Source organism: Microtetraspora sp. NBRC 16547, from assembly GCF_030268965.1.
In the GTDB taxonomy this organism is placed as follows: domain Bacteria; phylum Actinomycetota; class Actinomycetes; order Streptosporangiales; family Streptosporangiaceae; genus Microtetraspora.
Genome location: NZ_BSSE01000041.1, coordinates 1 through 21350, shown reverse-complemented (window position 1 = coordinate 21350; position 21350 = coordinate 1). Strand labels below are relative to the sequence as shown.

The 21350-nt window shown below is 68.8% G+C and carries 20 protein-coding genes and 3 tRNA genes; 8 read left to right on the top strand and 15 right to left on the bottom strand.

Annotated features, from left to right (window positions below; all coding sequences use genetic code 11):
• Nucleotides 1-12: 12 nt before the first annotated feature.
• Nucleotides 13-1506: an MFS transporter gene (locus tag QSK17_RS33350; RefSeq protein ID WP_285710119.1), complete on the bottom strand. Its 1494-nt coding sequence runs from the start codon at nucleotides 1504-1506 to the stop codon at nucleotides 13-15.
• Nucleotides 1507-1699: 193 nt separating this feature from the next.
• Here QSK17_RS33350 and QSK17_RS33345 point away from each other — a divergent pair, with 193 nt between their 5' ends.
• Both QSK17_RS33345 and QSK17_RS33340 read left to right on the top strand, forming a co-directional pair.
• The gene (locus tag QSK17_RS33345) at nucleotides 1700-2431 is read left to right on the top strand and encodes a TetR/AcrR family transcriptional regulator (RefSeq protein ID WP_285710117.1); all 732 of its coding nucleotides are present in this window, start codon (nucleotides 1700-1702) and stop codon (nucleotides 2429-2431) included.
• 131 nt (nucleotides 2432-2562) lie between these two features.
• Nucleotides 2563-2766 (top strand): hypothetical protein, encoded by a 204-nt coding sequence (locus QSK17_RS33340; protein WP_285710116.1) that lies wholly within the window; start codon nucleotides 2563-2565, stop codon nucleotides 2764-2766.
• 191 nt (nucleotides 2767-2957) lie between these two features.
• Here QSK17_RS33340 and QSK17_RS33335 read toward each other — a convergent pair whose 3' ends face one another.
• From QSK17_RS33335 to leuC, 4 genes are read right to left on the bottom strand one after another with little or no spacing between them, the layout of a single operon-like run.
• Nucleotides 2958-3254 (bottom strand): HU family DNA-binding protein, encoded by a 297-nt coding sequence (locus QSK17_RS33335; RefSeq protein ID WP_285710113.1) that lies wholly within the window; start codon nucleotides 3252-3254, stop codon nucleotides 2958-2960.
• Between the two features lie 49 nt (nucleotides 3255-3303).
• On the bottom strand, nucleotides 3304-3564 hold the full coding sequence (locus QSK17_RS33330; RefSeq protein ID WP_285710111.1) for an SCO5555 family protein: 261 nt from the start codon (nucleotides 3562-3564) through the stop codon (nucleotides 3304-3306).
• Nucleotides 3543-4130 carry a 3-isopropylmalate dehydratase small subunit gene (leuD, locus tag QSK17_RS33325; protein WP_285710108.1) on the bottom strand — a complete coding sequence of 196 codons (588 nt, stop codon included), beginning with the start codon at nucleotides 4128-4130 and terminating at the stop codon, nucleotides 3543-3545. The genes QSK17_RS33330 and leuD overlap by 22 nt, the downstream gene beginning before the upstream one ends.
• Nucleotides 4131-4142: 12 nt before the next feature.
• On the bottom strand, nucleotides 4143-5531 hold the full coding sequence (gene leuC / locus QSK17_RS33320; RefSeq protein WP_285710106.1) for a 3-isopropylmalate dehydratase large subunit: 1389 nt from the start codon (nucleotides 5529-5531) through the stop codon (nucleotides 4143-4145).
• Between the two features lie 136 nt (nucleotides 5532-5667).
• Here leuC and QSK17_RS33315 point away from each other — a divergent pair, with 136 nt between their 5' ends.
• Nucleotides 5668-6384, top strand: coding sequence for an IclR family transcriptional regulator (locus tag QSK17_RS33315; RefSeq protein WP_285710104.1), 717 nt, complete (start codon nucleotides 5668-5670; stop codon nucleotides 6382-6384).
• A gap of 36 nt (nucleotides 6385-6420) precedes the next feature.
• Nucleotides 6421-8121: a hypothetical protein gene (locus QSK17_RS33310; RefSeq protein ID WP_285710102.1), complete on the top strand. Its 1701-nt coding sequence runs from the start codon at nucleotides 6421-6423 to the stop codon at nucleotides 8119-8121.
• Nucleotides 8122-8255: 134 nt separating this feature from the next.
• Here the strand turns inward: QSK17_RS33310 and QSK17_RS33305 are convergent, their stop codons facing one another.
• From QSK17_RS33305 to QSK17_RS33285, 5 genes are all read right to left on the bottom strand, one after another.
• The gene (locus tag QSK17_RS33305) at nucleotides 8256-8753 is read right to left on the bottom strand and encodes a PaaI family thioesterase (protein WP_285710100.1); all 498 of its coding nucleotides are present in this window, start codon (nucleotides 8751-8753) and stop codon (nucleotides 8256-8258) included.
• Between the two features lie 51 nt (nucleotides 8754-8804).
• Entirely contained in the window at nucleotides 8805-9791 is a 987-nt protein-coding gene (locus QSK17_RS33300) for a TlpA disulfide reductase family protein (protein WP_352231887.1), read from the bottom strand.
• A gap of 143 nt (nucleotides 9792-9934) precedes the next feature.
• Nucleotides 9935-10007, bottom strand: a tRNA-Glu gene (locus QSK17_RS33295).
• A 10-nt stretch (nucleotides 10008-10017) separates the two neighbouring features.
• Nucleotides 10018-10093 (bottom strand) — tRNA-Glu (locus QSK17_RS33290).
• A 64-nt stretch (nucleotides 10094-10157) separates the two neighbouring features.
• Nucleotides 10158-10229 (bottom strand) — tRNA-Gln (locus QSK17_RS33285).
• A gap of 170 nt (nucleotides 10230-10399) precedes the next feature.
• On the opposite strand from QSK17_RS33285, the gene QSK17_RS33280 reads away from it, so the two are divergent.
• Nucleotides 10400-12379, top strand: a complete 1980-nt coding sequence (locus QSK17_RS33280; protein ID WP_285710098.1) for a M3 family metallopeptidase — start codon at nucleotides 10400-10402, stop codon at nucleotides 12377-12379.
• A 101-nt stretch (nucleotides 12380-12480) separates the two neighbouring features.
• Here QSK17_RS33280 and gltX read toward each other — a convergent pair whose 3' ends face one another.
• Both gltX and QSK17_RS33270 read right to left on the bottom strand, forming a co-directional pair.
• The gene (gltX, locus tag QSK17_RS33275; RefSeq protein WP_285710096.1) at nucleotides 12481-13851 is read right to left on the bottom strand and encodes a glutamate--tRNA ligase; all 1371 of its coding nucleotides are present in this window, start codon (nucleotides 13849-13851) and stop codon (nucleotides 12481-12483) included.
• A complete protein-coding gene (locus QSK17_RS33270; RefSeq protein WP_285710093.1) occupies nucleotides 13844-14614 on the bottom strand; it encodes a fumarylacetoacetate hydrolase family protein in 771 nt (256 codons plus the stop codon). Before QSK17_RS33270 ends, gltX begins: the two co-directional genes overlap by 8 nt.
• A gap of 178 nt (nucleotides 14615-14792) precedes the next feature.
• Here QSK17_RS33270 and QSK17_RS33265 point away from each other — a divergent pair, with 178 nt between their 5' ends.
• On the top strand, nucleotides 14793-15170 hold the full coding sequence (locus tag QSK17_RS33265; protein ID WP_285710090.1) for an antibiotic biosynthesis monooxygenase family protein: 378 nt from the start codon (nucleotides 14793-14795) through the stop codon (nucleotides 15168-15170).
• A 41-nt stretch (nucleotides 15171-15211) separates the two neighbouring features.
• On the opposite strand, the gene QSK17_RS33260 is transcribed toward QSK17_RS33265, so the two are convergent.
• Complete coding sequence (locus QSK17_RS33260) at nucleotides 15212-15556, bottom strand: VOC family protein (RefSeq protein ID WP_285710087.1); 345 nt, start codon at nucleotides 15554-15556, stop codon at nucleotides 15212-15214.
• Between the two features lie 264 nt (nucleotides 15557-15820).
• On the opposite strand from QSK17_RS33260, the gene QSK17_RS33255 reads away from it, so the two are divergent.
• The gene (locus QSK17_RS33255) at nucleotides 15821-16948 is read left to right on the top strand and encodes an MFS transporter (protein ID WP_285710085.1); all 1128 of its coding nucleotides are present in this window, start codon (nucleotides 15821-15823) and stop codon (nucleotides 16946-16948) included.
• Between the two features lie 193 nt (nucleotides 16949-17141).
• Nucleotides 17142-18812, top strand: coding sequence for a heparinase II/III domain-containing protein (locus QSK17_RS33250; RefSeq protein WP_285710084.1), 1671 nt, complete (start codon nucleotides 17142-17144; stop codon nucleotides 18810-18812).
• 311 nt (nucleotides 18813-19123) lie between these two features.
• On the opposite strand, the gene cimA is transcribed toward QSK17_RS33250, so the two are convergent.
• Both cimA and QSK17_RS33240 read right to left on the bottom strand, forming a co-directional pair.
• Nucleotides 19124-20698 (bottom strand): citramalate synthase, encoded by a 1575-nt coding sequence (gene cimA / locus QSK17_RS33245; protein WP_285710082.1) that lies wholly within the window; start codon nucleotides 20696-20698, stop codon nucleotides 19124-19126.
• 448 nt (nucleotides 20699-21146) lie between these two features.
• Nucleotides 21147-21350 (bottom strand): zinc ribbon domain-containing protein (locus QSK17_RS33240; RefSeq protein WP_285710080.1); only part of this gene is annotated, 204 nt, incomplete at its 5' end.

Below are 21350 nucleotides of genomic sequence, written 5' to 3'. Positions count from 1 at the left end.
GCGAATCCCGGTTCAGGCGGATACGGTTTCCTTGGTCGCCTGCTGCTCGGGAGCGTCCTCCTCGCGGGCGTACTTCGGCAGGAGGAAGCCGACGACGAACGTCAGCAGCAGCATGCCCGCCACGACCCACAGTGTGATCTTCATGGCGTGGTCGAAGGACGTGCCGGTGGGGACCGGGCCGAGCAGGTCGAAGAAGACCGTGCCGAGCAGGGCCACGCCGAAGGCGTTGCCGAGCTGCTGCACCGCCGTGAGGGTGCCGGACGCCGAACCGGTCTCGTGCGGCTCGACACCCGCCAGCACGATGTCGAAGAACGGGCCCATGAGCAGGCCCATGCCGATCCCGGTGACGATCAGGGCGGGCGCGAGCTGCCACGGCGTGACCCCCACGCCGGCCAGGTCGATCGTCAGGTAGACGCCGAGCACCCCGAGCGCCATGAGGAGCGCTCCGCCGTGCAGGACCTTGCGGCCGAACCGCTTGACCGCCTGCATGATGCCCATGCCAAGGATCATGCCGACCGACCAGGGGACACCGGCGAGACCGGCCTTGATCGGCGAGTAGCCCAGGCCGATCTGCGTGTAGAGATTGAAGACCAGCATGAACCCGGCCATGCCGGAGAAGAACACGACGCCGGTCAGCAGGCCGCCGGTGAAGGCGCGCTTGCGGAACAGGCTCGGCACGATCAGCGGGTCGCCTCCGGCCCGGCTCTTCCGCGACTCGAACCATCCGAAGAAGGCGAAGGCGAGAACGGACGCGCCGATCATGACGAACGACCAGGCCGGCCAGCCGCTCTCCCGGCCCTGGACCAGCGGGAAGATGATCAGGACCGCCGCCAGCGACGCGATGACGACACCGGGGATGTCCAGCTTCAACGGGTGCGGCGAGCGGGACTCGGGCAGGAAGCGGAGCGCTCCGACGAGCGCGGCCAGGCCGAACGGCAGGTTGATGATGAAGATCATGCGCCAGCCGGTGCCGAAGAAGTCGGCGTCCACCAGCCAGCCGGCCAAGATCGGGCCGCCGACCGACGCCAGGCCCATGACCGGGCCGAACATCATGAAGGCCGACTGCATCTCCTTGGGCGGGAACATCTCCCTGATCATCCCGAGCCCCTGCGGCAGCATGACGGCGCCGAACAGGCCCTGCACCACGCGGGCCGCGATCAGGGTCTCCGGTGACTGGGCGATGGCGCACAGCAGCGAGCCCACGACGAAGCCGCCCGCACCGATGACGAACATCCTCTTACGCCCGAAGATGTCGCCCAGACGGCCACCGGTGAGCAGCCCGGCCGTCATGGCCAGCGTGTACGCGGCGCCGAGCCACTGAAGGGTGCTCGCGGTGCCGCCGATCTCGGCCTTGATCGTCGGCCCGGCGATGTTGGTGACCATCGCGTCGAGGAGGTCCATGACCTCCGCGGCGAGGATCACGAAGAGCGCGGCCCAGCGCCACCTGTACGGCGCCGGCTCGTGGGCAGGCGGCGCGGACGCCACCGCCTCGTCAGATGTGGTCATGGCTTCCTCCAGAAGCGAGCAAGAACGGTGTTCAGTATGTCAGATCAGTGTTCTATTATCGAACAGCGTTCACTGAAAACGTGCGGTGTTCTCAAGATATATCTCCTTCGTGAGGCGCACAAGATATATCTCGTTTCTATCGCCGTTCGGTCCTGGTGAGCGATGTTCACTACCATGTGCGGCGGGAGGCCACATGAATGAGCTCGACATGCCCACACCGCCCTGGGAGCGAGCGCGCAGGCGACCCGCCCGGGCCCGCGTCCCCCTCACCCGCGAGCGCATCGTCGACGCCGCCTTCGTCGTGCTCGACCAGGAAGGGCTCGACGGGCTGAGCATGCGCCGGGTCGCCTCCGAGCTCGGCGTCACGGTCTCCGCCCTCTACGCGCACGTCGACAACAAGAACGAGCTGCTGGAGCTGATGTACCACCGGCTCTTCGACGGCTTCGAACTGCCGGAGCACGACCCCGAGCGCTGGCAGGAGCAGCTCAAAAACTTCGCGCGGGAAAGCCGCGCCCGGATGCAGCGCCACCGCGACATGGCCCGCATCTCCATGGGGCAGACGCCGTTCACCCCCGAGCTCCTGCCGCATGTCGAGAGGCTGCTCGCCCTACTGCGCGCGACCGGGTTACCCGACCGCGTCGCCGCCATCGCCGGAGACATGCTCTCGACCTACATCGACGGCTTCGTCGCCGAGGAGGCCGTCTGGACGGAGCGCTACGAGGGCGAAGACGTCAAGTCGTGGAGCGAGATCCGCGACGACATGAAGGCGTATTTCGGGGCGCTCCCGCCCGACCGGTTCCCCAACATGCTCGCGGTGGCGAACCTCATGGTGGACGAGACCAACGACTACCGCTTCGAACTCGGACTAGACATCATCCTGCGCGGCCTCGCGTCCTACGTGAAAGAGCCGCCCGACGCGAGCTGATCCGGGGCTGCGTGGCGCGCCGGCCTCGGAGGACCTCAGTGCGGGCGCATTCCGGCCGCCCCCGCCCGTCCGCTCACCCGCCTCCCGGCGACGCATTATCCGCCCCGCGTCGGGCCGAGTACGCTGATCAGGTGCAGGCCACGGTGAAGATCTTCGACGACGCGACCCGCTCCGGGTCGGTGTTCCTGGACGACGGCACCGAGCTGCCGTTCGACACCGCCGCCTTCGACGCCGGCCCGCTGCGGCTGCTGCGCACCGGCCAGCGGGTGAACATCCTCCTCGACGGCGACCGCATCACCTACGTCACCCTCTCGACTTTCCCCGTGCCACGCTGAATTGCCTCGCTCCGCTCGGCGGCTCGGGGCGCCCTTGAGGCGACCCGTGCCCTCCTCGCTCGGAGTCGCTCGTCGGTTACTTCCGCGCCGCGCCCCTCGCGTGTCGGGGTGGGGCGGGGCGGGACGCAGGACACGAAAAAGTAGGACGGCGCCCGGATCATCCGGACGCCGTCCCCGGCCGAAAACCGCCGCTACTTCTTGGCCGACTTCTTCCCACCCGCGTTGACGAGTTCCTTGAAGTCGTTTCCGGGGCGGAACTTGGGCCCCCAGCTCTCCTCAACCTTGATCGGCGCGCCAGTCGAAGGGTTCCGAGCCGTGCGGGCAGGCTTGTGGACCATCTCAAAAGCGCCGAAACCGGTGATGGAGACCTTGTCTCCGTTGGCGACGGCGTGCTGGATGGCGTCGAGAATCGCGTTGACCGCCTCGGTGGCCGTCTTCTTGTCACCGACGCGGTCCGTGATCGCGTCGACGAGTTCCTTCTTGTTCATTGGTTCCTCCCCCTTACGCGCTTGAAATTAGGGGACGCGTGCATGGGACTCAATCACCAGCCGCTGCGTTTCGCCCACTGGGCGTGTCGGACACGCCGTCCAGATAGGCGATGAAGGCATCAAGCCGGGCGGTTGCATGCTCTATGTCCTGTTTTGCCACGTTACAGATAGCAAGCAACCTGTGCGTAAGGCGGGTCCGCTCTTCGAGGGACACGTCCAGCGCCCGGACGCGGCGGTGCGCATCACGCAGCCCCCGCGCCAGGCGATCGTCTTCTAGCTGAAACCCGTTCAGACAGTTGTCGGCAGCCATGGCTGCCGTCCATTCTCGTACACCGCGACGTCGTCGGCGTGACGCAGGGTCAGGCCGATGTCGTCCAGGCCCTCCATGAGCCGCCAGCGCGTGTAGTCGTCGATCTCGAAGGACCAGGACTCCGAGCCCAGCCTGACCTCGCGCTCGGCAAGGTCGACGGTGATCTCGACGGTGGGGTCGGCCTCGGCCGCAGCCTGCAGCCGCTCCACGACCTCCGCGGGCAGGATGACCGGGAGCAGGCCCATCTTCGTCGAGTTGTTGCGGAAGATGTCGCCGAAGCGGGCCGCGATCACGACGCGGAAGCCGTACTGCTGCAGCGCCCATACGGCGTGCTCCCGCGAGGAGCCGGTGCCGAAGTCGGGGCCGGACAGCAGGATCGAGGCGCCCTGGTAGGCGGGGTTGTTGAGGATGAAGGACGGGTCCTCCCGCCAGGCGGAGAACAGCCCCTTCTCGAAGCCGGTGCGGCTGACCTGCTTGAGCCAGACGGCCGGGATGATCTGGTCGGTGTCGACGTTGCTGCGGCGCAGGGGGACGGCCCTGCCGGTGTGCGTGGTGAAGGCATCCATCGGTGATCTTCCTTAGGCCAGGGCTGCGGGAGCGGTCAGCTTGCCGGTGACGGCGGTCGCCGCGGCGACCTGCGGGGAAACCAGGTGGGTGCGGCCCCCCTTGCCCTGACGGCCCTCGAAGTTGCGGTTGGAGGTGGAGGCGCTGCGCTCGCCGGGCTTCAGCGTGTCGGGGTTCATGCCGAGGCACATGGAGCAGCCCGCCTCGCGCCACTCGGCTCCGGCGTCCTTGAACACCTGGTCCAGGCCCTCCTCCTCGGCGGCCTTCTTGACCTGCATGGACCCGGGCACGATCAGCGTGCGGGTGACGACCTTGCGGCCGCGCAGGATGTCGGCGGCGGCGCGCAGGTCCTCCAGCCGGCCGTTGGTGCAGGAGCCCACGAAGACGGTGTCCACCGGGATCTCGTTCAGCGGCGTCCCAGCGGTCAGGCCCATGTACTCCAGGGCGCGCTCGGCTGCCGACCGCTCGATCGGGTCGGCGAACTCCTCCGGCGAGGGAACGGCGGAGCCGAGCGGAGCGCCCTGGCCCGGGTTCGTGCCCCAGGTGACGAACGGCGTCAGCGTGGAGGCGTCGATCTCCACGACCTTGTCGAAGACCGCGTCGTCGTCGGTGCGCAGGCTCTTCCAGTACTCGACGGCCGCGTCCCAGGCGTCGCCGGACGGTGCGTGGGGCCGTCCCTTGAGGTAGGCGAACGTGGTCTCGTCCGGCGCGATCATGCCGGCCCGGGCGCCCGCCTCGATCGACATGTTGCAGACGGTCATCCGGCCCTCCATGGAGAGCTTGCGGATGGCCTCACCGCGGTACTCCACGATGTACCCCTGGCCGCCGCCGGTGCCGATCTTGGCGATGATGGCGAGGATCAGGTCCTTGGCGGTGACCCCGACCGGCAGCTCGCCCTTGACCTCGATGGCCATGGTCTTGGGCCGGTAGGCGGGCAGCGTCTGGGTGGCCAGCACGTGCTCCACCTCGGAGGTGCCGATGCCGAACGCGATGCCACCGAAGGCGCCGTGCGTGGACGTGTGCGAGTCGCCGCAGACGATCGTCATGCCGGGCTGCGTCAGACCGAACTGCGGGCCGATGATGTGCACCACACCCTGACCGGCGTCGCCCATGGGGTGCAGCCGGATGCCGAACTCGGCGGCGTTCTTGCGCAGCGTCTCAACCTGGGTGCGGGACACCGGGTCGGAGATCGGGCCGAGCACGGTCGGGACGTTGTGGTCCTCGGTCGCGATGGTGAGATCCGGTCGCCGCACCTTCCGCCCGGCCATGCGCAGGCCATCGAACGCCTGCGGGCTGGTCACCTCGTGGATGAGGTGGAGATCGATGTACAGCAGGTCCGGCTCGCCGTCGGCACGCCGCACGACGTGCTGCTCCCAGACTTTCTCGGCCAGTGTGCGACCCATGGTTGTGACGCCTCCTTGCGTTCGACCTCCCGATGTCTCTCATCATGAGACAGAAATATCGGGATATGGACAAGCCTACCGGGCAATCCGGACCATTGTGTTTGCGTCTCGGATCGCGAGACGGCAGTATCGGGGTATGGACAACTCTAGCGGAGTCGGAGTGCTCGACAAGGCCGTACTCGTACTCAACGCCCTGGAAGCGGGACCGGCTTCCCTGGCCCAGCTCGTCCAGGCGACCGGCCTCGCCCGGCCGACGGCACACCGGCTCGCGGTGGCACTCGAGCATCACCGCATCGTCTCCCGTGACACCCAGGGGCGTTTCGTTCTGGGCCCTCGGCTGTCGGAGTTGTCCACGGCCGCCGGCGAGGACCGGCTGCTCGCCGTCGCGGGCCCCGTCCTGACGCACCTCCGCGATCTCACCGGGGAGAGCGCCCAGCTCTACCGGCGCCAGGGTGACGAGCGGGTCTGCGTGGCCGCCGCCGAGCGCGCGAGCGGCCTGCGTGACACCGTACCCGTCGGCTCCGCACTGCCCATGATCGCGGGCTCGGCCGCGCAGATCCTGCTCGCCTGGGAGGAGCCCGACCGGCTGCACCGCGGCCTGCGTGGCGCGAAGTTCACCGCCGCCACGCTCGCGAGCGTACGCAGGAGAGGCTGGGCGCACAGCGTCGGCGAGCGCGAGCAGGGCGTGGCCAGCGTCTCGGCGCCCATCCGGGGTGCCGGGGGCAAGGTCATCGCCGCGGTTTCCGTCTCCGGGCCGATCGAGAGGCTCACCCGCACGCCGGGCCGCATGCACGCCGCCCCCGTCGTGTCCGCCGCCGAACGGATCACCGAGGCGATGCGGCGCGCTAACTGATTAGAGAGCATGCCCGGTTAGCCCTAGGCTGGCGGGGTGACAGACCGCATCGAGGCAGCCGCCGCTGAACTGCGTCCACTGCTCCAGGAGTTCATCCTCTGGGCTCCCGCCAACGCTCCGGACAGCGATCCCGACCTGGTGGGCCCGGCCGTTCTCTGGCATCGCCTGGATGCCCGCGACGACGCGGGGTTGTGGAAGGCGGGTGACCTGCGCACCGTCCTGCTGGAACGCATCCCGCAGGTCGTCGAGGATCCCGACGAGGCCGCCGACGGCATGGTTCCCGCCCTGCGGTCCTATCTGACGTTCCTGTCCGAGACGGACCGCCTGGCGAAGGGGTCGGCCTCGATCGACACCCTCCTCGCCGAGCTCGACGAGATCGAGGACGACTTCGTCGAGGCGATGGAGGACGTCATCGCCGAGCGCGACTGGGACGAGGAGGAGGACGAGTTCGAGGACGACGAGGACGAGAGCCTCGGCGACTTCGAGCCGTTCGCCGACGAGATCGCCGACCTCCCCACGATCCGGATGCGACCGGACTCCGAGCTCGCGGCGGCGGCTCGCGGGGTCACGCTCATCGCCCAGGCCCGCGACCTCGCGGCGTGGGTCGGCTCCGGCCGCAAGGTCGGCGAGGACACCCTCCTTACCGAGGAAGAGGTCAAGGAGGCGGTGCGCACCGTCGGCCTGAGCGACGCGCAGACCCTGTGGAACCTGTGGAACCTCGCCATCGACCTGGAGTTCATCGCCCCGGACGATGACGACACGGTCAGCGTCGACCCCGATACCGCCGCCTGGCCGTTCGAGGACGACGACGATGTGCTCGACGCCTGGCTGCTCGGCCTTCATTCGGTCGACTACGGCGACCCCGAGCTGGACGACGACGACCTGACCCTCGCCCTGTCGGGGCTGACCCGCGCGCTGCTGATCCGTGTGCTGGTCAACGGCGGCTCGCGCTCCGTCGGAGAGCTGCGCGAGGAGCTGACCGAGGCGGTCAGCGAGTACGACGACCTCGGCGCCGACGCCTGGGCCGCCGCCGGCGACCCGCTGGCGCCGGTGCTCGCCTGGCTGACCGGCTACGGCATGGTGACCGTCGAGGACGACGAGGTGCGTCTCACGCCCCTCGGCACCGAAGGCGTGGTCCACCTCGTGGACGACGCGGACATCGACATCGACGCCCGGCCCGCCATCGACGCGATGTCCGCGCTCGACCTGCTGTCGCTGAGCGCCGACCTGCCGGAGGAGGAGGCGGACGCCGAGTTCACCGCGTGGCTCGCCCTGCGCGATCCCGCCCAGGCCGCCGCCGAGCTGCTCGCCGCCGCTGCGGAGGACGAGGCCGACGCCCTGGTCCGGGTGCAGGCCGCCAGCCTGGTCGGTTCCCTCGGCGAGGTGGCCGTGCCCGCCTGGACCGACGCGCTCAAGGAGCCCTCGCTCCGGCCGTACGCCGCGACGCACCTCGCCCAGCTGGACGTCGAGGACGCCCCGGAGCCCACCCAGGCCGACACGCACTGGCTCATCCTCGACATGTGGACGATCTCGGCGGGCCTCGGCCGCGCGGAGTTCGTCAGCAGCCTGCACGACATCGGCCCCGCGCAGCAGATCATCGGCCTGCTCGACGTGATCTGGAAGGTGCCTCACCCGCACCTGGAGGAGCTGCTCGAAGCCGTCGACGAGGCCCACCCGGACAAGCAGGTGGGCAAGGCCGCCAAGCGGGCGCTCTTCAAGGCCCGGTCGCGCGGCTAGGCGGCGCTCCACGGCCCCGAAGGGCACGAAGAAGGGGACACGCTCTGGAGAGGGCGTGTCCCCTTGTCATGTCCGCTGTCATGTCCGCGACGATCGCCGCCCGGGGCCGGTCCGTTTTCCCGGCGGCGGGACCGTCAGCGCATCGCGAAAACGGCGCAGGTCGTCGTGCCGTGCGCGTACAGCTTGCCGTCGTCCGAGCCGACCAGCCGCCCCTCGGCGGTCGCGACGGTCCGGCCGACATGGAGGGCTTTCGCCTCGCACCGCAGAAGCCCGGTGTGCGCGAAGGCCGGGCGGACCATGTGCACGTTCAACTGGGTGGTCGTGTAGGCCGTCCCGGCCGGGAGCATGGTCATGACGGCGCATCCGAGGGCCGAGTCGAGCAGGGTGGCGAAGTAGCCCCCGTGCACGGAGCCCATCGGGTTGTACTGGTGCTCTCCCGTCTCCCCCTCGAAGATCGCCACCCCGGGCTCGACCTTCAGCAGCGTGAAACCCATCGTGCCGGCGATCGGCGGAGCGGCGATCACGCCGTCGAGCATGGCCTGGAGGAACTCCAGGCCGCTCAACTCCGCGACGTCCCCCGGCAATGTCGGCGGGGCCCAGCTGTGCGTGCGCGAGCGCAGTGTCGTGGTCATGAGTCTGATTTTGGAACCCAGGTGCCGCGCACCGCAACCCGCCCCATCACGTCACCGCTCCCCCGCCCAGTCGGGCAGCGGCCGGTAGATCGGCGTCCCACTGGCCTCGAGCTCAGCACGAAGCCGGAAGTAGTCGTCCCCGAACGGATCCACGCCGTCGAGCGGCATCAGCCCCCGGCGGATGGCGATGTCGTGCGGCGCCAGCTCGGCCGCCCGGCGGGCGTGCCCGCGGGCGGCGTCCGCGCGGCCACGGCGGAACAGCCAGGTGGCGAGGCGCGCGTGCAGCCGGGCCAGCCGCTCTTCCTCGGTCGGGACGCGCAGGTGCTCCCGTACGGCCTGCTCGGACAGGCCGGACTCGCCCTCGACGACCCATCGGCGCAGGGCCGCCGTGGCGGCCTCGGAGGAGAGCCCGTTCATCTCGCGGAACGTGTCGGTCGCGGTCATGGTGTCCTGCGGCCGGGCGACCCGCCCCTCCTCGTCGATCCACACGACGGTCGGGACGTTGATGACGCCGTACATCTCGGCGACCGCGCCTTCCATGTCGACCAGCGCCGGATGGGTCACGTCCTCGATCCACGGGGCGGCCTCCTCACGGTTCCGATCGAGTGAGACGCTGACCACGCTGAAGCCGCCCGGGGACAGCTCCCGGTGCAGCAGCTCCCAGGCGGGCAGGTCGTAGCGGCAGCCGCACCACGACGCCCAGAAGACGAGCGCCACCTTGGTACCGCGGAGGCCGCCGAGACGGAAGCCGTCCAGCTCGAACTCCGGAGCCCCCTCGGGACTGATCGTCCGCGCGTCACCGACCGCGATCAGCCTCTCGTCGTGGTCGACCACCACACCGCGCCCGAGCAACCCGGCGAACGCGACCAGGTCGGTGCCGGCGGCGGCCTCGGCGGCCGTGGCCCGGAAGGCCGGTATGCAGGCGTCCCCCCGGCACCAGCCGTGCGGCTTGCGCTCCCAACCGAGGACCTTCTCTCCGGCCGGGACGGTCAGCCCCGGGACGACCTCATCGCGGCCGTCCGCCAGCAACGTGAACATCCCCACACCTCCATTAGATAGTGTCGCTCTCCAGTATTGGATAGCAACGCTGTCCAGTCAATGAGGTGATGAAGATCGGCGGCAAGCGGGGACCGAGACAACGAAAAACCCTCGGAACGATCGTTCCGAGGGTGGAGAGAAAGTAGTCCCGAGCGGATTCGAACCGCCGTTACCGCCTTGAGAGGGCGGCGTCCTAGGCCACTAGACGACGGGACCTCGCAGTGTGTGGTAGTCCCGAGCGGATTCGAACCGCCGCTACCGCCTTGAGAGGGCGGCGTCCTGGGCCACTAGACGACGGGACCGTGCACACTGTGATCGGACCGGGGGGAACCCGAATCCGTAGCATCTCCCGAAGGAGGGATGCAGCTGGGGTACCAGGACTCGAACCTAGACTAACTGAACCAGAATCAGTCGTGCTGCCAATTGCACTATACCCCATCGTTTCGCTCGCCCCTTGGGGCTCGCTGGCGACTCCGAAAGAATAGCCCAGCTTGCGGCCCACCACCAAAACGATTGCCCGCGTGGCTCCTCATCACTGCTCACAGCCCTGCTGTGCCAGGCTGAGAAGAGCCACCAGCGTCGAGAACAGCGATGAGGAGCAGCCCCCGATGTCCCAGACGGTGAACCCGTTTCTGAGCCCCAGCTCCCTGCCGTACCAACTGCCTCCCTTCCAGGAGATCCGGGAGGAGCACTACGTCCCGGCGTTCGAGCAGGGGATGGCCGAGCATCTCGCCGAGATCGCGGCGATCGCCGACGATCCCGAGCCGCCGACCTTCGAGAACACGATCGAGGCTCTGGAGCGGTCCGGCCGGCTCCTCGACCGGGTCTCGACGGTCTTCTTCAACCAGGCCTCCTCCGACACCACGCCGGGTGTCCAGGAGATCCAGAAGGACATCACGCCCAAACTGTCCAAGCACGCCGACGCCATCCACCTGAACCCCCGGCTGTTCGCCCGCATCCGGGCCGTCCAGACAGCTGACGACGAGCAGCAGTGGCTCCTCGACCGCTATCTCACCGACTTCACCCGGGCGGGAGCCATCCTCGGAGAGGACGAGCAGGCGCGGCTCAGGGAGCTCAACGAGGAGCTGTCCACGCTGGCGACCACGTTCCAGCAGAACCTGCTCGCCGACACCAACGCGCGGGCCGTCCTGGTCGAGGACGCCGCGGAGCTCGACGGGCTCTCGCCGGACGCCGTCCAGGGCCTCCAGGAGACCGCCAAGGAGCGGGGACTGGACGCGGGATACCTCATCACCCTCGTCCTGCCCACCGGCCAGCCCGCGCTCGCCGAGCTCACGCACAGGGCGCTCCGCGAGCGGATCCACAAGGCGTCCACCGGGCGCGGAGCGGAGAACGCCGAGCTGATCACCCGGATCGCGCGGCTGCGCGAGGAGCGGGCCAGACTGCTCGGGTACGCGAACCACGCCGAGTACGTCCTGGCTGACCAGACGGCCGGGACCACCCAGGCGGTCTCCGAGATGCTGGACCGGCTCGTCCCGCCCGCCGTGGCCAACGCCCGCAAGGAGCAGTCGGACCTCGAGGAGCTCGCCGGGCACGCGATCCAGCCCTGGGACTGGTCGTTCTACACCGAGAAGGTGCGCAAGGCCCGGTACGACATCGACAGCGCCCGCATGCGGCCCTACTTCGAGCTGAACAGCGTCCTGGAGCGCGGTGTCTTCTACGCGGCGCAGCGGCTGTACGGCCTCACCTTCCGGGAGCGCGAGGACCTGCAGGGCTACCACTCGGACGTCCGGGTCTTCGAGGTGTTCAACGAGGACGGTTCACCGCTGGGCCTGTTCCTCGGGGACTTCTTCGCCCGCGCCTCCAAGCGCGGCGGGGCGTGGATGAACAGCCTGGTCAAGCAGTCGGCCCTCGACGGCACCCGGCCGGTCGTGGTCAACAACCTCAACATCGTCAAGGGCGAGCCGACGCTGCTGACCTTCGACGAGGTCAACACGATGTTCCACGAGTTCGGGCACGCCCTGCACGGCCTGTTCTCCGACGTCCGCTTCCCCCGGTTCTCGGGTACGGCGGTGCCGAGGGACTTCGTCGAGTACCCCTCGCAGGTCAACGAGATGTGGGCGACCGACCCGGAGATCCTCGCGAACTACGCCAGGCACTACGAGACCGGCGAACCCATGCCGCGCGAACTCGTGGACCGGATGCTGGAGTCGCAGAAGTTCAACCAGGGATTCGCGACGGTGGAGTACCTCGCCGCGACGCTGCTGGACTGGGCCTGGCACACGACCTACACCGGCGGCGACGCGGAGGAGTTCGAGGCCGAGGCCCTGCGGACCGCGGGCGTGGACCTGCCCGCGGTGCCGCCGCGCTACCGCAGCACCTACTTCGCGCACATCTGGTCCAGCGGCTACAGCGCGGGCTACTACTCCTACATCTGGAGCGAGGTCCTCGACGCCGACACGGTCGAGTGGTTCAAGGAGAACGGCGGACTGCTCAGGGAGAACGGCGACCGGTTCCGGCAGCGCCTGCTGTCCAAGGGCGGCAGCGTGGAGGCCCTGACGGCGTTCCGCGACTTCCGGGGCCGTGACCCGCAGATCGAGCCCCTGCTCGCCCGCCGCGGCCTGCTCTGACCCGCCATGACCCGGCCGTGATCACGCGGGCGGTCTGATCCCGCCACGCCGGCCGCCCGCGATCACACGCGGGCGGCCGGCCACGCGGGGCCGCACGAGTCTCAGGAGAGCTTGGCGAGAGCCGTACGCAGCCTTTCGAGGGCCCGCTCGCGGCCGAGGACCTCGATCGACTCGAACAGCGGGAGGCCGACCGTGCGGCCGGTGATCGCGACCCGGACCGGCGCCTGGGCCTTGCCCAGCTTGAGCCCGTGCGCGGCCCCGACCTCCTCCAGGGCGGTCTTGAGCGACTCGGGATCCCAGCTGACCTCCTGCAGCCGCTCGGCGTACCCGGAGAGGATCTCGGCGGCACCCGGCTTCATCGCCTTGTCCCATGACGCCTGGTCGTGGACGGGCTCGTCCAGGAAGAGGAAGTCCACGTTCGCGGTGATCTCGGACAGCACCGCCACCCGGGTCTGCGCGAGCTCGGCCACCCGGGCGAAGGTCTCGCGGTCCCAGCTGGGGTCGAGCCACGGCGCGCACCGCTCGATGAAGACGTTGAGGGGCAGCGCCCGGATGTACTCGCCGTTGAACGCGCGCAGCTTCTTCTCGTCGAAGAACGCGGGGGACGGGTTCACGTCCTCCAGCCGGAACATCGGCATCATCTCCGACCAGGGCATGATCTCCCGGTCGTCGCCGGGACCCCAGCCGAGCAGCATGAGGTAGTTGACCATCGCCTCGGCGAGGTAACCCTCGTCGCGATAGGACTCCAGGGCCACCTTGTCGCGCCGCTTGGACAGCTTCTGCCGCTTCTCGTTGACGATGACGGGAACGTGCGCCCAGATCGGCGGTGTGACCCCGAGCGCCTCCCACAGCAGCTGCTGCTTGGGGGTGTTCGACAGGTGCTCCTCCGCGCGTACGACATGGGAGATCCGCATCTCGATGTCGTCGATCACGTTGGCGAGGATGAACAGCGGCGAACCGTCGCCGCGCACGATCACGAAGTCCTCCATGGCGGCGTTCGGGAACTCGACCCGCCCGCGGACAAGGTCGTCCACCACGGTCACGCCCTCGTCGGGGGTGCGGAACCTGACCGCGCCCTCCGTGAGGCCGCGGTCCCGGCAGAAGCCGTCGTAGCCCTGGTGCTCGGACCCGGTCCTGGCCTTCACGTCGTCACGCGTACAGGTGCAGTGGTAGGCCTTGCCGTCCTTGAGCAGCGTCGCCGCCGCCTCGCGATGCTGCGCCTCGTAGGCGGACTGGAAGTAGGGGCCCTCGAAGTGCGGAGAGTCGCCGTTGATGCCGATCCAGGCGAGCGCCGAGATGATGCCCTCGGTCCACTCCGGCCGGTTGCGCGCGGCGTCGGTGTCCTCGATGCGGAGCACGAACGTGCCCCCGGACTGCTCGGCGAGCGCCCAGTTGTAGAGCGCGGAACGGGCGCCGCCGACATGGAACATGCCGGTCGGCGAGGGCGCGAAGCGGACACGCAGGTCAGTCACGAGAGATCACCCGGTTGGTGAGAGTTCCGATTCCTTCGATGCCGACGCTGACCTCGTCACCGACGGACATGGGCCCGACGCCGGCGGGCGTGCCGGTCAGGATGATGTCGCCGGGAAGCAGCGTCATGACCGCGCTCACATACGCGATGAGCGCAGGGATGTCGTGCAGCAGGAGCGACGTGCGCGCGCTCTGCTTGAGCTCGCCGTTCACGCTGGTCGTGAGGGCGAGGTCACTCGGGTCCAGGTCGGTCTCGATCCACGGGCCCACCGGGCAGAACGTATCGAAGCCCTTGGCCCTGGACCACTGGCCGTCCCGCTGCTGCAGGTCGCGGGCGGTGACGTCGTTCGCGCAGGTGTACCCGAAGATCACCTCGGCTGCCCGCTCGACCGGCACGTCCCGGCAGAGCCGCCCGATGACCACGGCCAGCTCACCCTCGTAGTCGACCCGCTGCGACAGCTTCGTGGGGTACGCGATGGCCTCCCCCGGGCCGACCACCGAGGTGCTCGGCTTGAGGAAGATGAGCGGCTCCTCAGGGGCCTCGCCACCCATCTCGCGCGCGTGGTCGGAGTAGTTCTTGCCGATCGCCACGATCTTGCTGGGCAGCATCGGCGCGACGATCCTGACCTCGGCGAGCGGATATCTTTCCCCGGTGAGCTCGACCCCGCCGAAGGGATGCCCGTCGATCCTGGCGACGACCTGCTCGCCCTCTTCCACCACGCCGAAAGCGACGCCGTCGCCTTTGGAGAACCTCGCGATACGCACGGTCACAAGGCTAGTGCCCTGACCGGCAAGGTTCGCCCGGCAGGATCGGGTGATCAGCGGGAACGAGGGTCGATGTCGGCGCGAACCACCGTGGCGCGTCCCGGGGGCGACCTGGGTGACTCGTAGTGTGGCCTTGTCCGAATTCACTGTCCGAATTCACTCACCAGAGGAGCCCGCGATGTCAGTCGTGAAGATCAACGTGTTGACGGTGAGCGCGGAGATGCGCGATGAGCTGGAGAAGCGCTTCGCCAACCGCGCGGGGATGGTGGAGACGGCCGACGGATTCGAGTGGTTCGAACTGCTGCGGCCGGTCGAGGGCACGGATCGCTACATGGTGTACACCCGGTGGCGCAGCGAGGAGGACTTCCAGCGCTGGCAGGAGAGCCGTGCCTTCCAGGCGGGACACGCCCAGGCCGCTGCCGAAGCCGGCCACGGGCACGGGCACGGCCAGGCCCCGCAGCAGGGCCACGGGCATGGTCAGGGTCCGGCGGCCTCGGGCGCCGAGCTGTGGTCCTTCGAAGTCGTGCAGAGCGCCACACCCAAGCACAGTGCTTGATTCGCCGCGCCCCTCGCGGTGCGGAGCATGAAGCGGGGAGGTCAGATGGCGGTGGGGTGGCGTGGCTCGTAGAGGCCGATCTCGGCGCCGCCCGGGAGGCGGAATCCGGTGACGAGGCCGTACCCCTCGTCACCGACCTCCCGAGTGAACGTGACCCCCTTCGCGCTCAGTTCCTTGACCGTCTCCGCTATCCGGTCGCACATCAGGTAGAGATCGAACATCGGCCGCTCTTCCGTGGGATGCACCCCCAACTCGGCGGGAGGTAACCGGAAGATGAGCCACCCGCTGCCGGCGTCGACGCTCCCCAGGCCGAGCACGTCGCGGAGGAAGGCCCGGTCGGCGTCCGGATCTCGGCTGTACATGAGCCAGTGCGCGCCTTTGATCATCGCTTGCCTCCTTTCCGCGAGTCATTCCCGGGAGAAGGTCAAGCATCGAGTGGGTTCGCGGCAATTCGCCCCGCTGTCCCATCCCTGACCGTTTCCGCCGCCGCGCTGCCCGGCTTCCGCTTCGCCTGGTCCTCGAACAGGAAGCGGATCCCCTGGCCCTTCACCCGTGCGTTCTTGTCGGTGCCGCCTGGAACGATGACGCCTGGTCTGTTCGCTCGATGTTCGCGACGGTGATGCCGTGCGGGCCTGTCGGAGGTGCGAGGGGTGTTCGCTTCGATGCCTGGGGCGGCCAAGGCGTTGTTGTGGGTCCGGATACTGAACCAGATGGGCGCGTACGCGCTCGCCTTCCTGGCGGTGTTCGCCGGTCCCGACCTCGCGTCGCTCGCTTTGGCGCTCTTCGGCGTCGCGGCCCTGCTCTCACGCTGGGCCGGGGCTTTCGTCCTCGATTGGCTGCCGCCTCGGATCGTGGTGGCCGCGGGTCTCTGCGCGACAGGTCTGTCGTTGGTCGCCCTGTCGGCTGCGCGGACTCCCCCTCAGGTGTTGATCGCCGTGGTCCTGGTGGGCCTGGCGTTCGAGATCTATGAACCGGCGACCCAGGAGCTGGTGGCCCAGGTCACCGAGGATGATCAGCGCCAGGAGCTGTACGGGCTGCTGGGCAGCTCGCTGGTGGCCGCAGGTGCGATCGGCGGACTGATCGCCGCGGCGCTGCTACCGCTGGGGGTGCGCTGGCTGGTGGTCGTCGACGCCGCCACCTGCCTGGCGGCCGCCGCGATCGCTCTGTTCTTCCTTCCCCGCGGGAACGCGGAGCGACCGGTTCCCGGAGAGGACCGCAAGCGCTGGAGACCATCGGCTCTGCTGCTGCGGTTCACCCTCGCGGGCACCGCCTTCGCCGTCGGCTACCTGGCGGTGGTGATGTTCATGCCCCTGGTGCTCTTGCAGCGCGGCGCGCCCGCGTGGCTCCCGGGTGTCGCTCTCACCGGAGCGGCCGCCCTCGCTCCCTTGACCTTGTGGGCGACGCGACGACTGCTGACCCCGCGCCCTCACGGCCTGGTTCTGGCGGGCGGGGCCGTCTTGCTCGGACTGCTCGCCCTGACGATGGCCCGCGCGGAGAATCTCCCGCTCACCGTCGGGGCCTATCTGGCATGGACGGCCGTGAACGGGGTGTTGCTGGGCCGCTGGCAGGCTCTGGTCGCCGATGCGGCTCCCGAAGCCGAACGTCCTCGCTGGTTCGCTTTCCAGGGGTCGTCGTGGGGGATCGCCCAGCCCGCTGTCCCGGGCATGGTCGCCCTGGTGGGCGGTGTCGCCGGTGCTGTCGGGCCGGCGGCCTTCCTCACCGCCGGCGCGGCGTTCCTGGTGGTGCCCTTCGCCCTGAAGGCGCGTCTGGCCACTTAGGTCGTGTCCCGGGCGCACGGCGACCGGATGGGGGCACGGCGGGCCGGCTCGACCAGCCGACGAGCGGAAGTCGGGCTCCCTCGGCTGGGCAGGGACGTCAAATCCTGCTAACGATGTAACCTGCCGCTTGACCGAATCATTACTATTCGGACAGCATGATCAACCCCCCTCACCGTGGTCGGAAGGAACTGGCGTGCGCCCCCGCACTCACGCTCTTGGCCTCATCGCCGTACTGACCCTCGCCGGCGGCGGGCTCGTCGTTCCCGCCGAAGCCGCTCAGGCGCCCGCACGCACGCCGGAGTGCCAGGGAGACTGGCTCCCGGCGACACCGACCTCCGAGGACATCATGAACGGCGAGCTGTCGTTCCTCGATCGCCCCGCCGTCAAGATCGGGTCCAAGGTCGACTGGTCGCTCGACCCGTACAAGAGCCGGTCCTGGCAGATGGTCTTCCAGTCGCTGCGGTGGATGGGACGGCTGGTGGCCGACTACGAAGCCACCGGGAAGCAGGCCTATCTCAACCGCGCGAGCGAGATCGCCAAGGACTGGGTCGAGAAGAACCCCTACGGCGGGCGGACCACCAACAAGTACGCCTGGCAGGACCACCCGACCGCGCTGCGCGCCCCGGCGCTGGTCTGCCTGAGCAGGTACGTCTCCGACGCCTGGCTGAAGGACAGCCTGGCCGTGCACGCGAAGGTGCTGGCCGACCCGCGCTTCTACAAGGCCGGGCACAACCACGGGCTCGACCAGGACATCGGCCTCCTGCGGATCGGCTGCCGCTACAACCAGAAGGGCTGGAAGGACCTCGCGCTCGACCGCATGGTCAAGTCGATGAAGATCGACATTGACTCCGAGGGCTCGCTCAGGGAACAGGCTCCCCGGTACGCCATCTACGTGCACGACCGGCTCAGGGTCGCGATGGACACCATCAAGGACTGCGGCCTCAAGGTGCCCGACGACCTCGCCAAGCGATGGGACGGCCTGCCCAAGCACATCAGCGCGGCCACGCAGCCCAACGGGTACATGGTGCCGATCGGGGACGGCGCGCCGGACGTCCAGCCCGCCGGGTTCGCCCACTCCTCCGAGACCGTGCAGGTGTTCAAGGCCGGATACGTCTTCGGCCGGACGGCCTGGGGCGACCCTCAGTCGGCCTACTACTCGATCAGGTTCGGGCCGGGCATGAAGCACCACGGCCACGAGGACCACCTGGGCGTGACCTACTACGCGCAGGGCCGCAACCTGCTCACCGAGGCGGGTTTCCACTCATACGAGAACAATCCGTACCGTCGCTGGACGATGACGCCGGAGGCGCACAACGTCCCGGTGGTCGTGGGCAAGAGGTTCCGCGGCCGCACGCCGTCGTCCCTGATCCACCGCTCCGTGGGCAAGGACCGGCAGTCGTTCACCGTCACCGACAACGCGTACGGCGTGCGCCGTACCAGGGCGGTGCTCGTGAACCACGACCAGGACGTCATGGCGGTGCTCGACGCGGCCGGGGGCAAGGTGCGCAACCTGTGGCACTTCGACCCGTCGATGAAGGTCTTCTCCAACGCCGGAGGCCGTGTCGTCATCGGCGAAGGATCGTGGCGGGCGACGCTGGTGCAACTCTCCATGCCCTCGTGCAAGCCGATCGGCGGCCAGAAGGTGGTACGCGGCCAGACCAACCCCTACCAGGGGTGGATCTCCCCCGCCTACATGCAGAAGGTCGCCGCCCCGGTGGTGGTCTCGCCCGCGGCCTCGTCCCTGCTGACAATCGTCGTGCCTGGTACCGCCAAGCCCGAGGTGACGTGCTCCGGCCGTACCGTGATCGTCCACACCTCCGACGGCCCCACGTCCTTCAAGATCTCCGACTCCGACCTCGTCTGATCCCCGCTCCCCCGGAGGCGCGGCAAATCGAGCACAGCGCGGGGCGCGGCGGGGAAGTAACCGACGAGCGAGTGCGGAGCGAGGAACGAGCGACTCCGAGCGAGGAACGAGCGACTCCGAGCGAGGAGGGCACGAGTCGCCTCAAAGGCGCCCCGAGCCCGCCGAGCGCAGCGAGGCAAGTAAGCACAGCGCGGGGCGCGGCGGGGAAGTAACCGACGAGCGAGTGGGAAGCGAGAAACGAGCGACTCTGAGCGAGAAGGGCACGAGCCGCCTCAAGGGCGCCCCGCGCCCTCCGAGCGCAGCGAGGCAAGTCAAGCACTGTACCCGGCGCGGAGGAGGCCGTAGGTGACGGCCTGCTCCAGGGCCTGCCAGGACGCCTCGACGATGTTCTCGGCGACACCGACGGTGGACCAGTCTGCGGTGGCGTCGCTGGAGGTGATGAGCACCCGGGTGATGGCGTCGGTGCCGTGGGTGCCTTCCAGGATGCGGACCTTGAAGTCGATGAGCTCCACGCCGGCGAGCTCGGGGTAGAGCTTCTCCAGCGCGAGCCGCACGGCCTTGTCGAGGGCGTTGACGGGGCCGTTGCCCTCGCCGGTGGCGACGATGCGCTCGCCCTTGGCGTGCAGTTTGACCGTGGCCTCGCTCGCGACCTCGCCGGAGGGGCGCCGCTCGACGATGACCCGCCAGGATTCGACGGAGAAGTGCCGCCTGCGCTCTCCGGCGACGGTTTCGCGCAGCAGCAGCTCGAAGGACGCGTCGGCGGCCTCGAACGTGTGGCCGCGCGACTCCAGCTCCTTGACGCGCTCGACAAGGTGGCGCGACTGGTCAGAGGTCAGGTCGTACCCCAGCTCCTTGCCCTTGAGCTCGACAGACGCCCGGCCGGCCATGTCGGAGACGAGCATGCGCATGTCGTTGCCGACCTGGGCGGGGTCGATGTGCTGGTAGAGGTTCGGGTCGATCTTGATGGCCGACGCGTGCAGCCCCGCCTTGTGCGCGAACGCGGACGTGCCGACGTACGGCTGGTGCGAGTTGGGCGTGACGTTGGTGACCTCGGTGATCGCGTGCGCGATGCGGGTCATCTCCCTCAGCGACTGCGTGGGTACGAGGTCGAACCCCCTCTTGAGCTGGAGGTTCGCCACGACGGTGAACAGGTTGGCGTTGCCGGAGCGCTCGCCGTACCCGTTGGCGCATCCCTGGACGTGGGTGGCGCCGGCCTTGACGGCGGCGAGGGTGTTGGCGACGGCGCAGCCGGTGTCGTCGTGGCAGTGGATGCCAACCCGCGCCCCGGTGGAGACGGCGGCGTGGACGACGTCGGCCAGTTCGTCGGGGAGCATGCCGCCGTTGGTGTCGCACAGCGCGACGACCGACGCGCCCGCCTCGGCGGCGGTGCGGAGCACCTCCAGCGCATACGCCGGGTTGGACGCGTAGCCGTCGAAGAAGTGCTCGGCGTCGAGGAAGACGCGCTGGCCTTCCGCACGCAGGTGGGAGACCGTGTCGCGGATCATCGCGAGGTTCTCCTTGAGGGTCGTGCGGAGGGCCAGCTCAACGTGCCTGTCGTGACTCTTCGCAACGAGTGTCACGACAGGCGCGCCGGATTCGCGCAGTGCGGCCACCAACGGGTCGTCGGCGGCCTTCACTCCGGCTCGGCGGGTCGCGCCGAACGCGGTGAGCTGCGCATGCTTCAGGTCGAGCTCTGTTTGGGCTCGCCGGAAGAATTCCGTGTCCTTGGGGTTGGCGCCCGGCCAGCCACCCTCGATGAAGCCGACGCCGAGGCCGTCCAGCTGACGGGCGATGGCCAGCTTGTCGGCGACCGTGAGGTTCAGGCCTTCCTGCTGGGCCCCGTCACGCAGTGTCGTGTCATACACATGGAAGCGGTCATCGGCCATTTCTTGCTATCTCCTTCGCGGGGTGTTCCTCGCCGCGCGCGGTCATCCGCTCTATCGCTGTGCCGGAAAACACAAAAGACCCCTCACGGACGTGAGAGGTCTGCGCGCTGGCGTTGTCCTGATGTCAGCCAGCGCGCCTGCCGATAATGAGCAGACCGTAGAACATGGTGCCTTGAAGTCTGCCACACGCCGTGACCTGCTCGGTACATAGGTCTCACAATTCGAGACACAAATCTTGTCGTCCGGCTCACGCCCCCATCCGACCAGGGACGACTCTCCACCCCAAGTGTCGCCGACGGCCCTGAGCCGCCAGGTCCGAGTTTCCGGAACTCCAGGTACACACAGATCTTTGCGATTACATTACGTGTCGCGTCAATCACGTTGCGCCGTGCCGCCAGGGGATGATGTACCCGTGACTCCTCCGCTCCCTGAAGGGAGCGGCTTCTCGCTAAGCCGCTTCCGCAGCATCGCGAAGGGCAAGCCCTGCCCTGAGAATGTTGATCGCCGCGTTGACGTCGGCGTGCACGGTATGCCCGCACGACACGCACCGGAACTCGGCTTGGGTGAGGCGGTTCTCCTTCGCGCAGTGCCCGCACCGGGCACACGTACGGGAGGTGTTGGCAGGGTTCACTGCGATCAGCTCTCGACCGGC

What these genes read in the sequence shown, in the direction of transcription:
- QSK17_RS33260 (WP_285710087.1), bottom strand. Translation starts at nt 15,556, where the DNA reads ATGATCAAAGGCGCGCACTGGCTCATGTACAGCCGAGATCCGGACGCC.
- cimA (WP_285710082.1), bottom strand. Translation starts at nt 20,698, where the DNA reads ATGGCCGATGACCGCTTCCATGTGTATGACACGACACTGCGTGACGGG.
- QSK17_RS33345 (WP_285710117.1), top strand. Translation starts at nt 1,700, where the DNA reads ATGAATGAGCTCGACATGCCCACACCGCCCTGGGAGCGAGCGCGCAGG.
- QSK17_RS33305 (WP_285710100.1), bottom strand. Translation starts at nt 8,753, where the DNA reads ATGACCACGACACTGCGCTCGCGCACGCACAGCTGGGCCCCGCCGACA.
- QSK17_RS33300 (WP_352231887.1), bottom strand. Translation starts at nt 9,791, where the DNA reads ATGTTCACGTTGCTGGCGGACGGCCGCGATGAGGTCGTCCCGGGGCTG.
- QSK17_RS33265 (WP_285710090.1), top strand. Translation starts at nt 14,793, where the DNA reads ATGTCAGTCGTGAAGATCAACGTGTTGACGGTGAGCGCGGAGATGCGC.
- leuC (WP_285710106.1), bottom strand. Translation starts at nt 5,531, where the DNA reads ATGGGTCGCACACTGGCCGAGAAAGTCTGGGAGCAGCACGTCGTGCGG.
- QSK17_RS33315 (WP_285710104.1), top strand. Translation starts at nt 5,668, where the DNA reads ATGGACAACTCTAGCGGAGTCGGAGTGCTCGACAAGGCCGTACTCGTA.
- QSK17_RS33350 (WP_285710119.1), bottom strand. Translation starts at nt 1,506, where the DNA reads ATGACCACATCTGACGAGGCGGTGGCGTCCGCGCCGCCTGCCCACGAG.
- QSK17_RS33330 (WP_285710111.1), bottom strand. Translation starts at nt 3,564, where the DNA reads ATGGCTGCCGACAACTGTCTGAACGGGTTTCAGCTAGAAGACGATCGC.
- leuD (WP_285710108.1), bottom strand. Translation starts at nt 4,130, where the DNA reads ATGGATGCCTTCACCACGCACACCGGCAGGGCCGTCCCCCTGCGCCGC.
- QSK17_RS33335 (WP_285710113.1), bottom strand. Translation starts at nt 3,254, where the DNA reads ATGAACAAGAAGGAACTCGTCGACGCGATCACGGACCGCGTCGGTGAC.
- QSK17_RS33280 (WP_285710098.1), top strand. Translation starts at nt 10,400, where the DNA reads ATGTCCCAGACGGTGAACCCGTTTCTGAGCCCCAGCTCCCTGCCGTAC.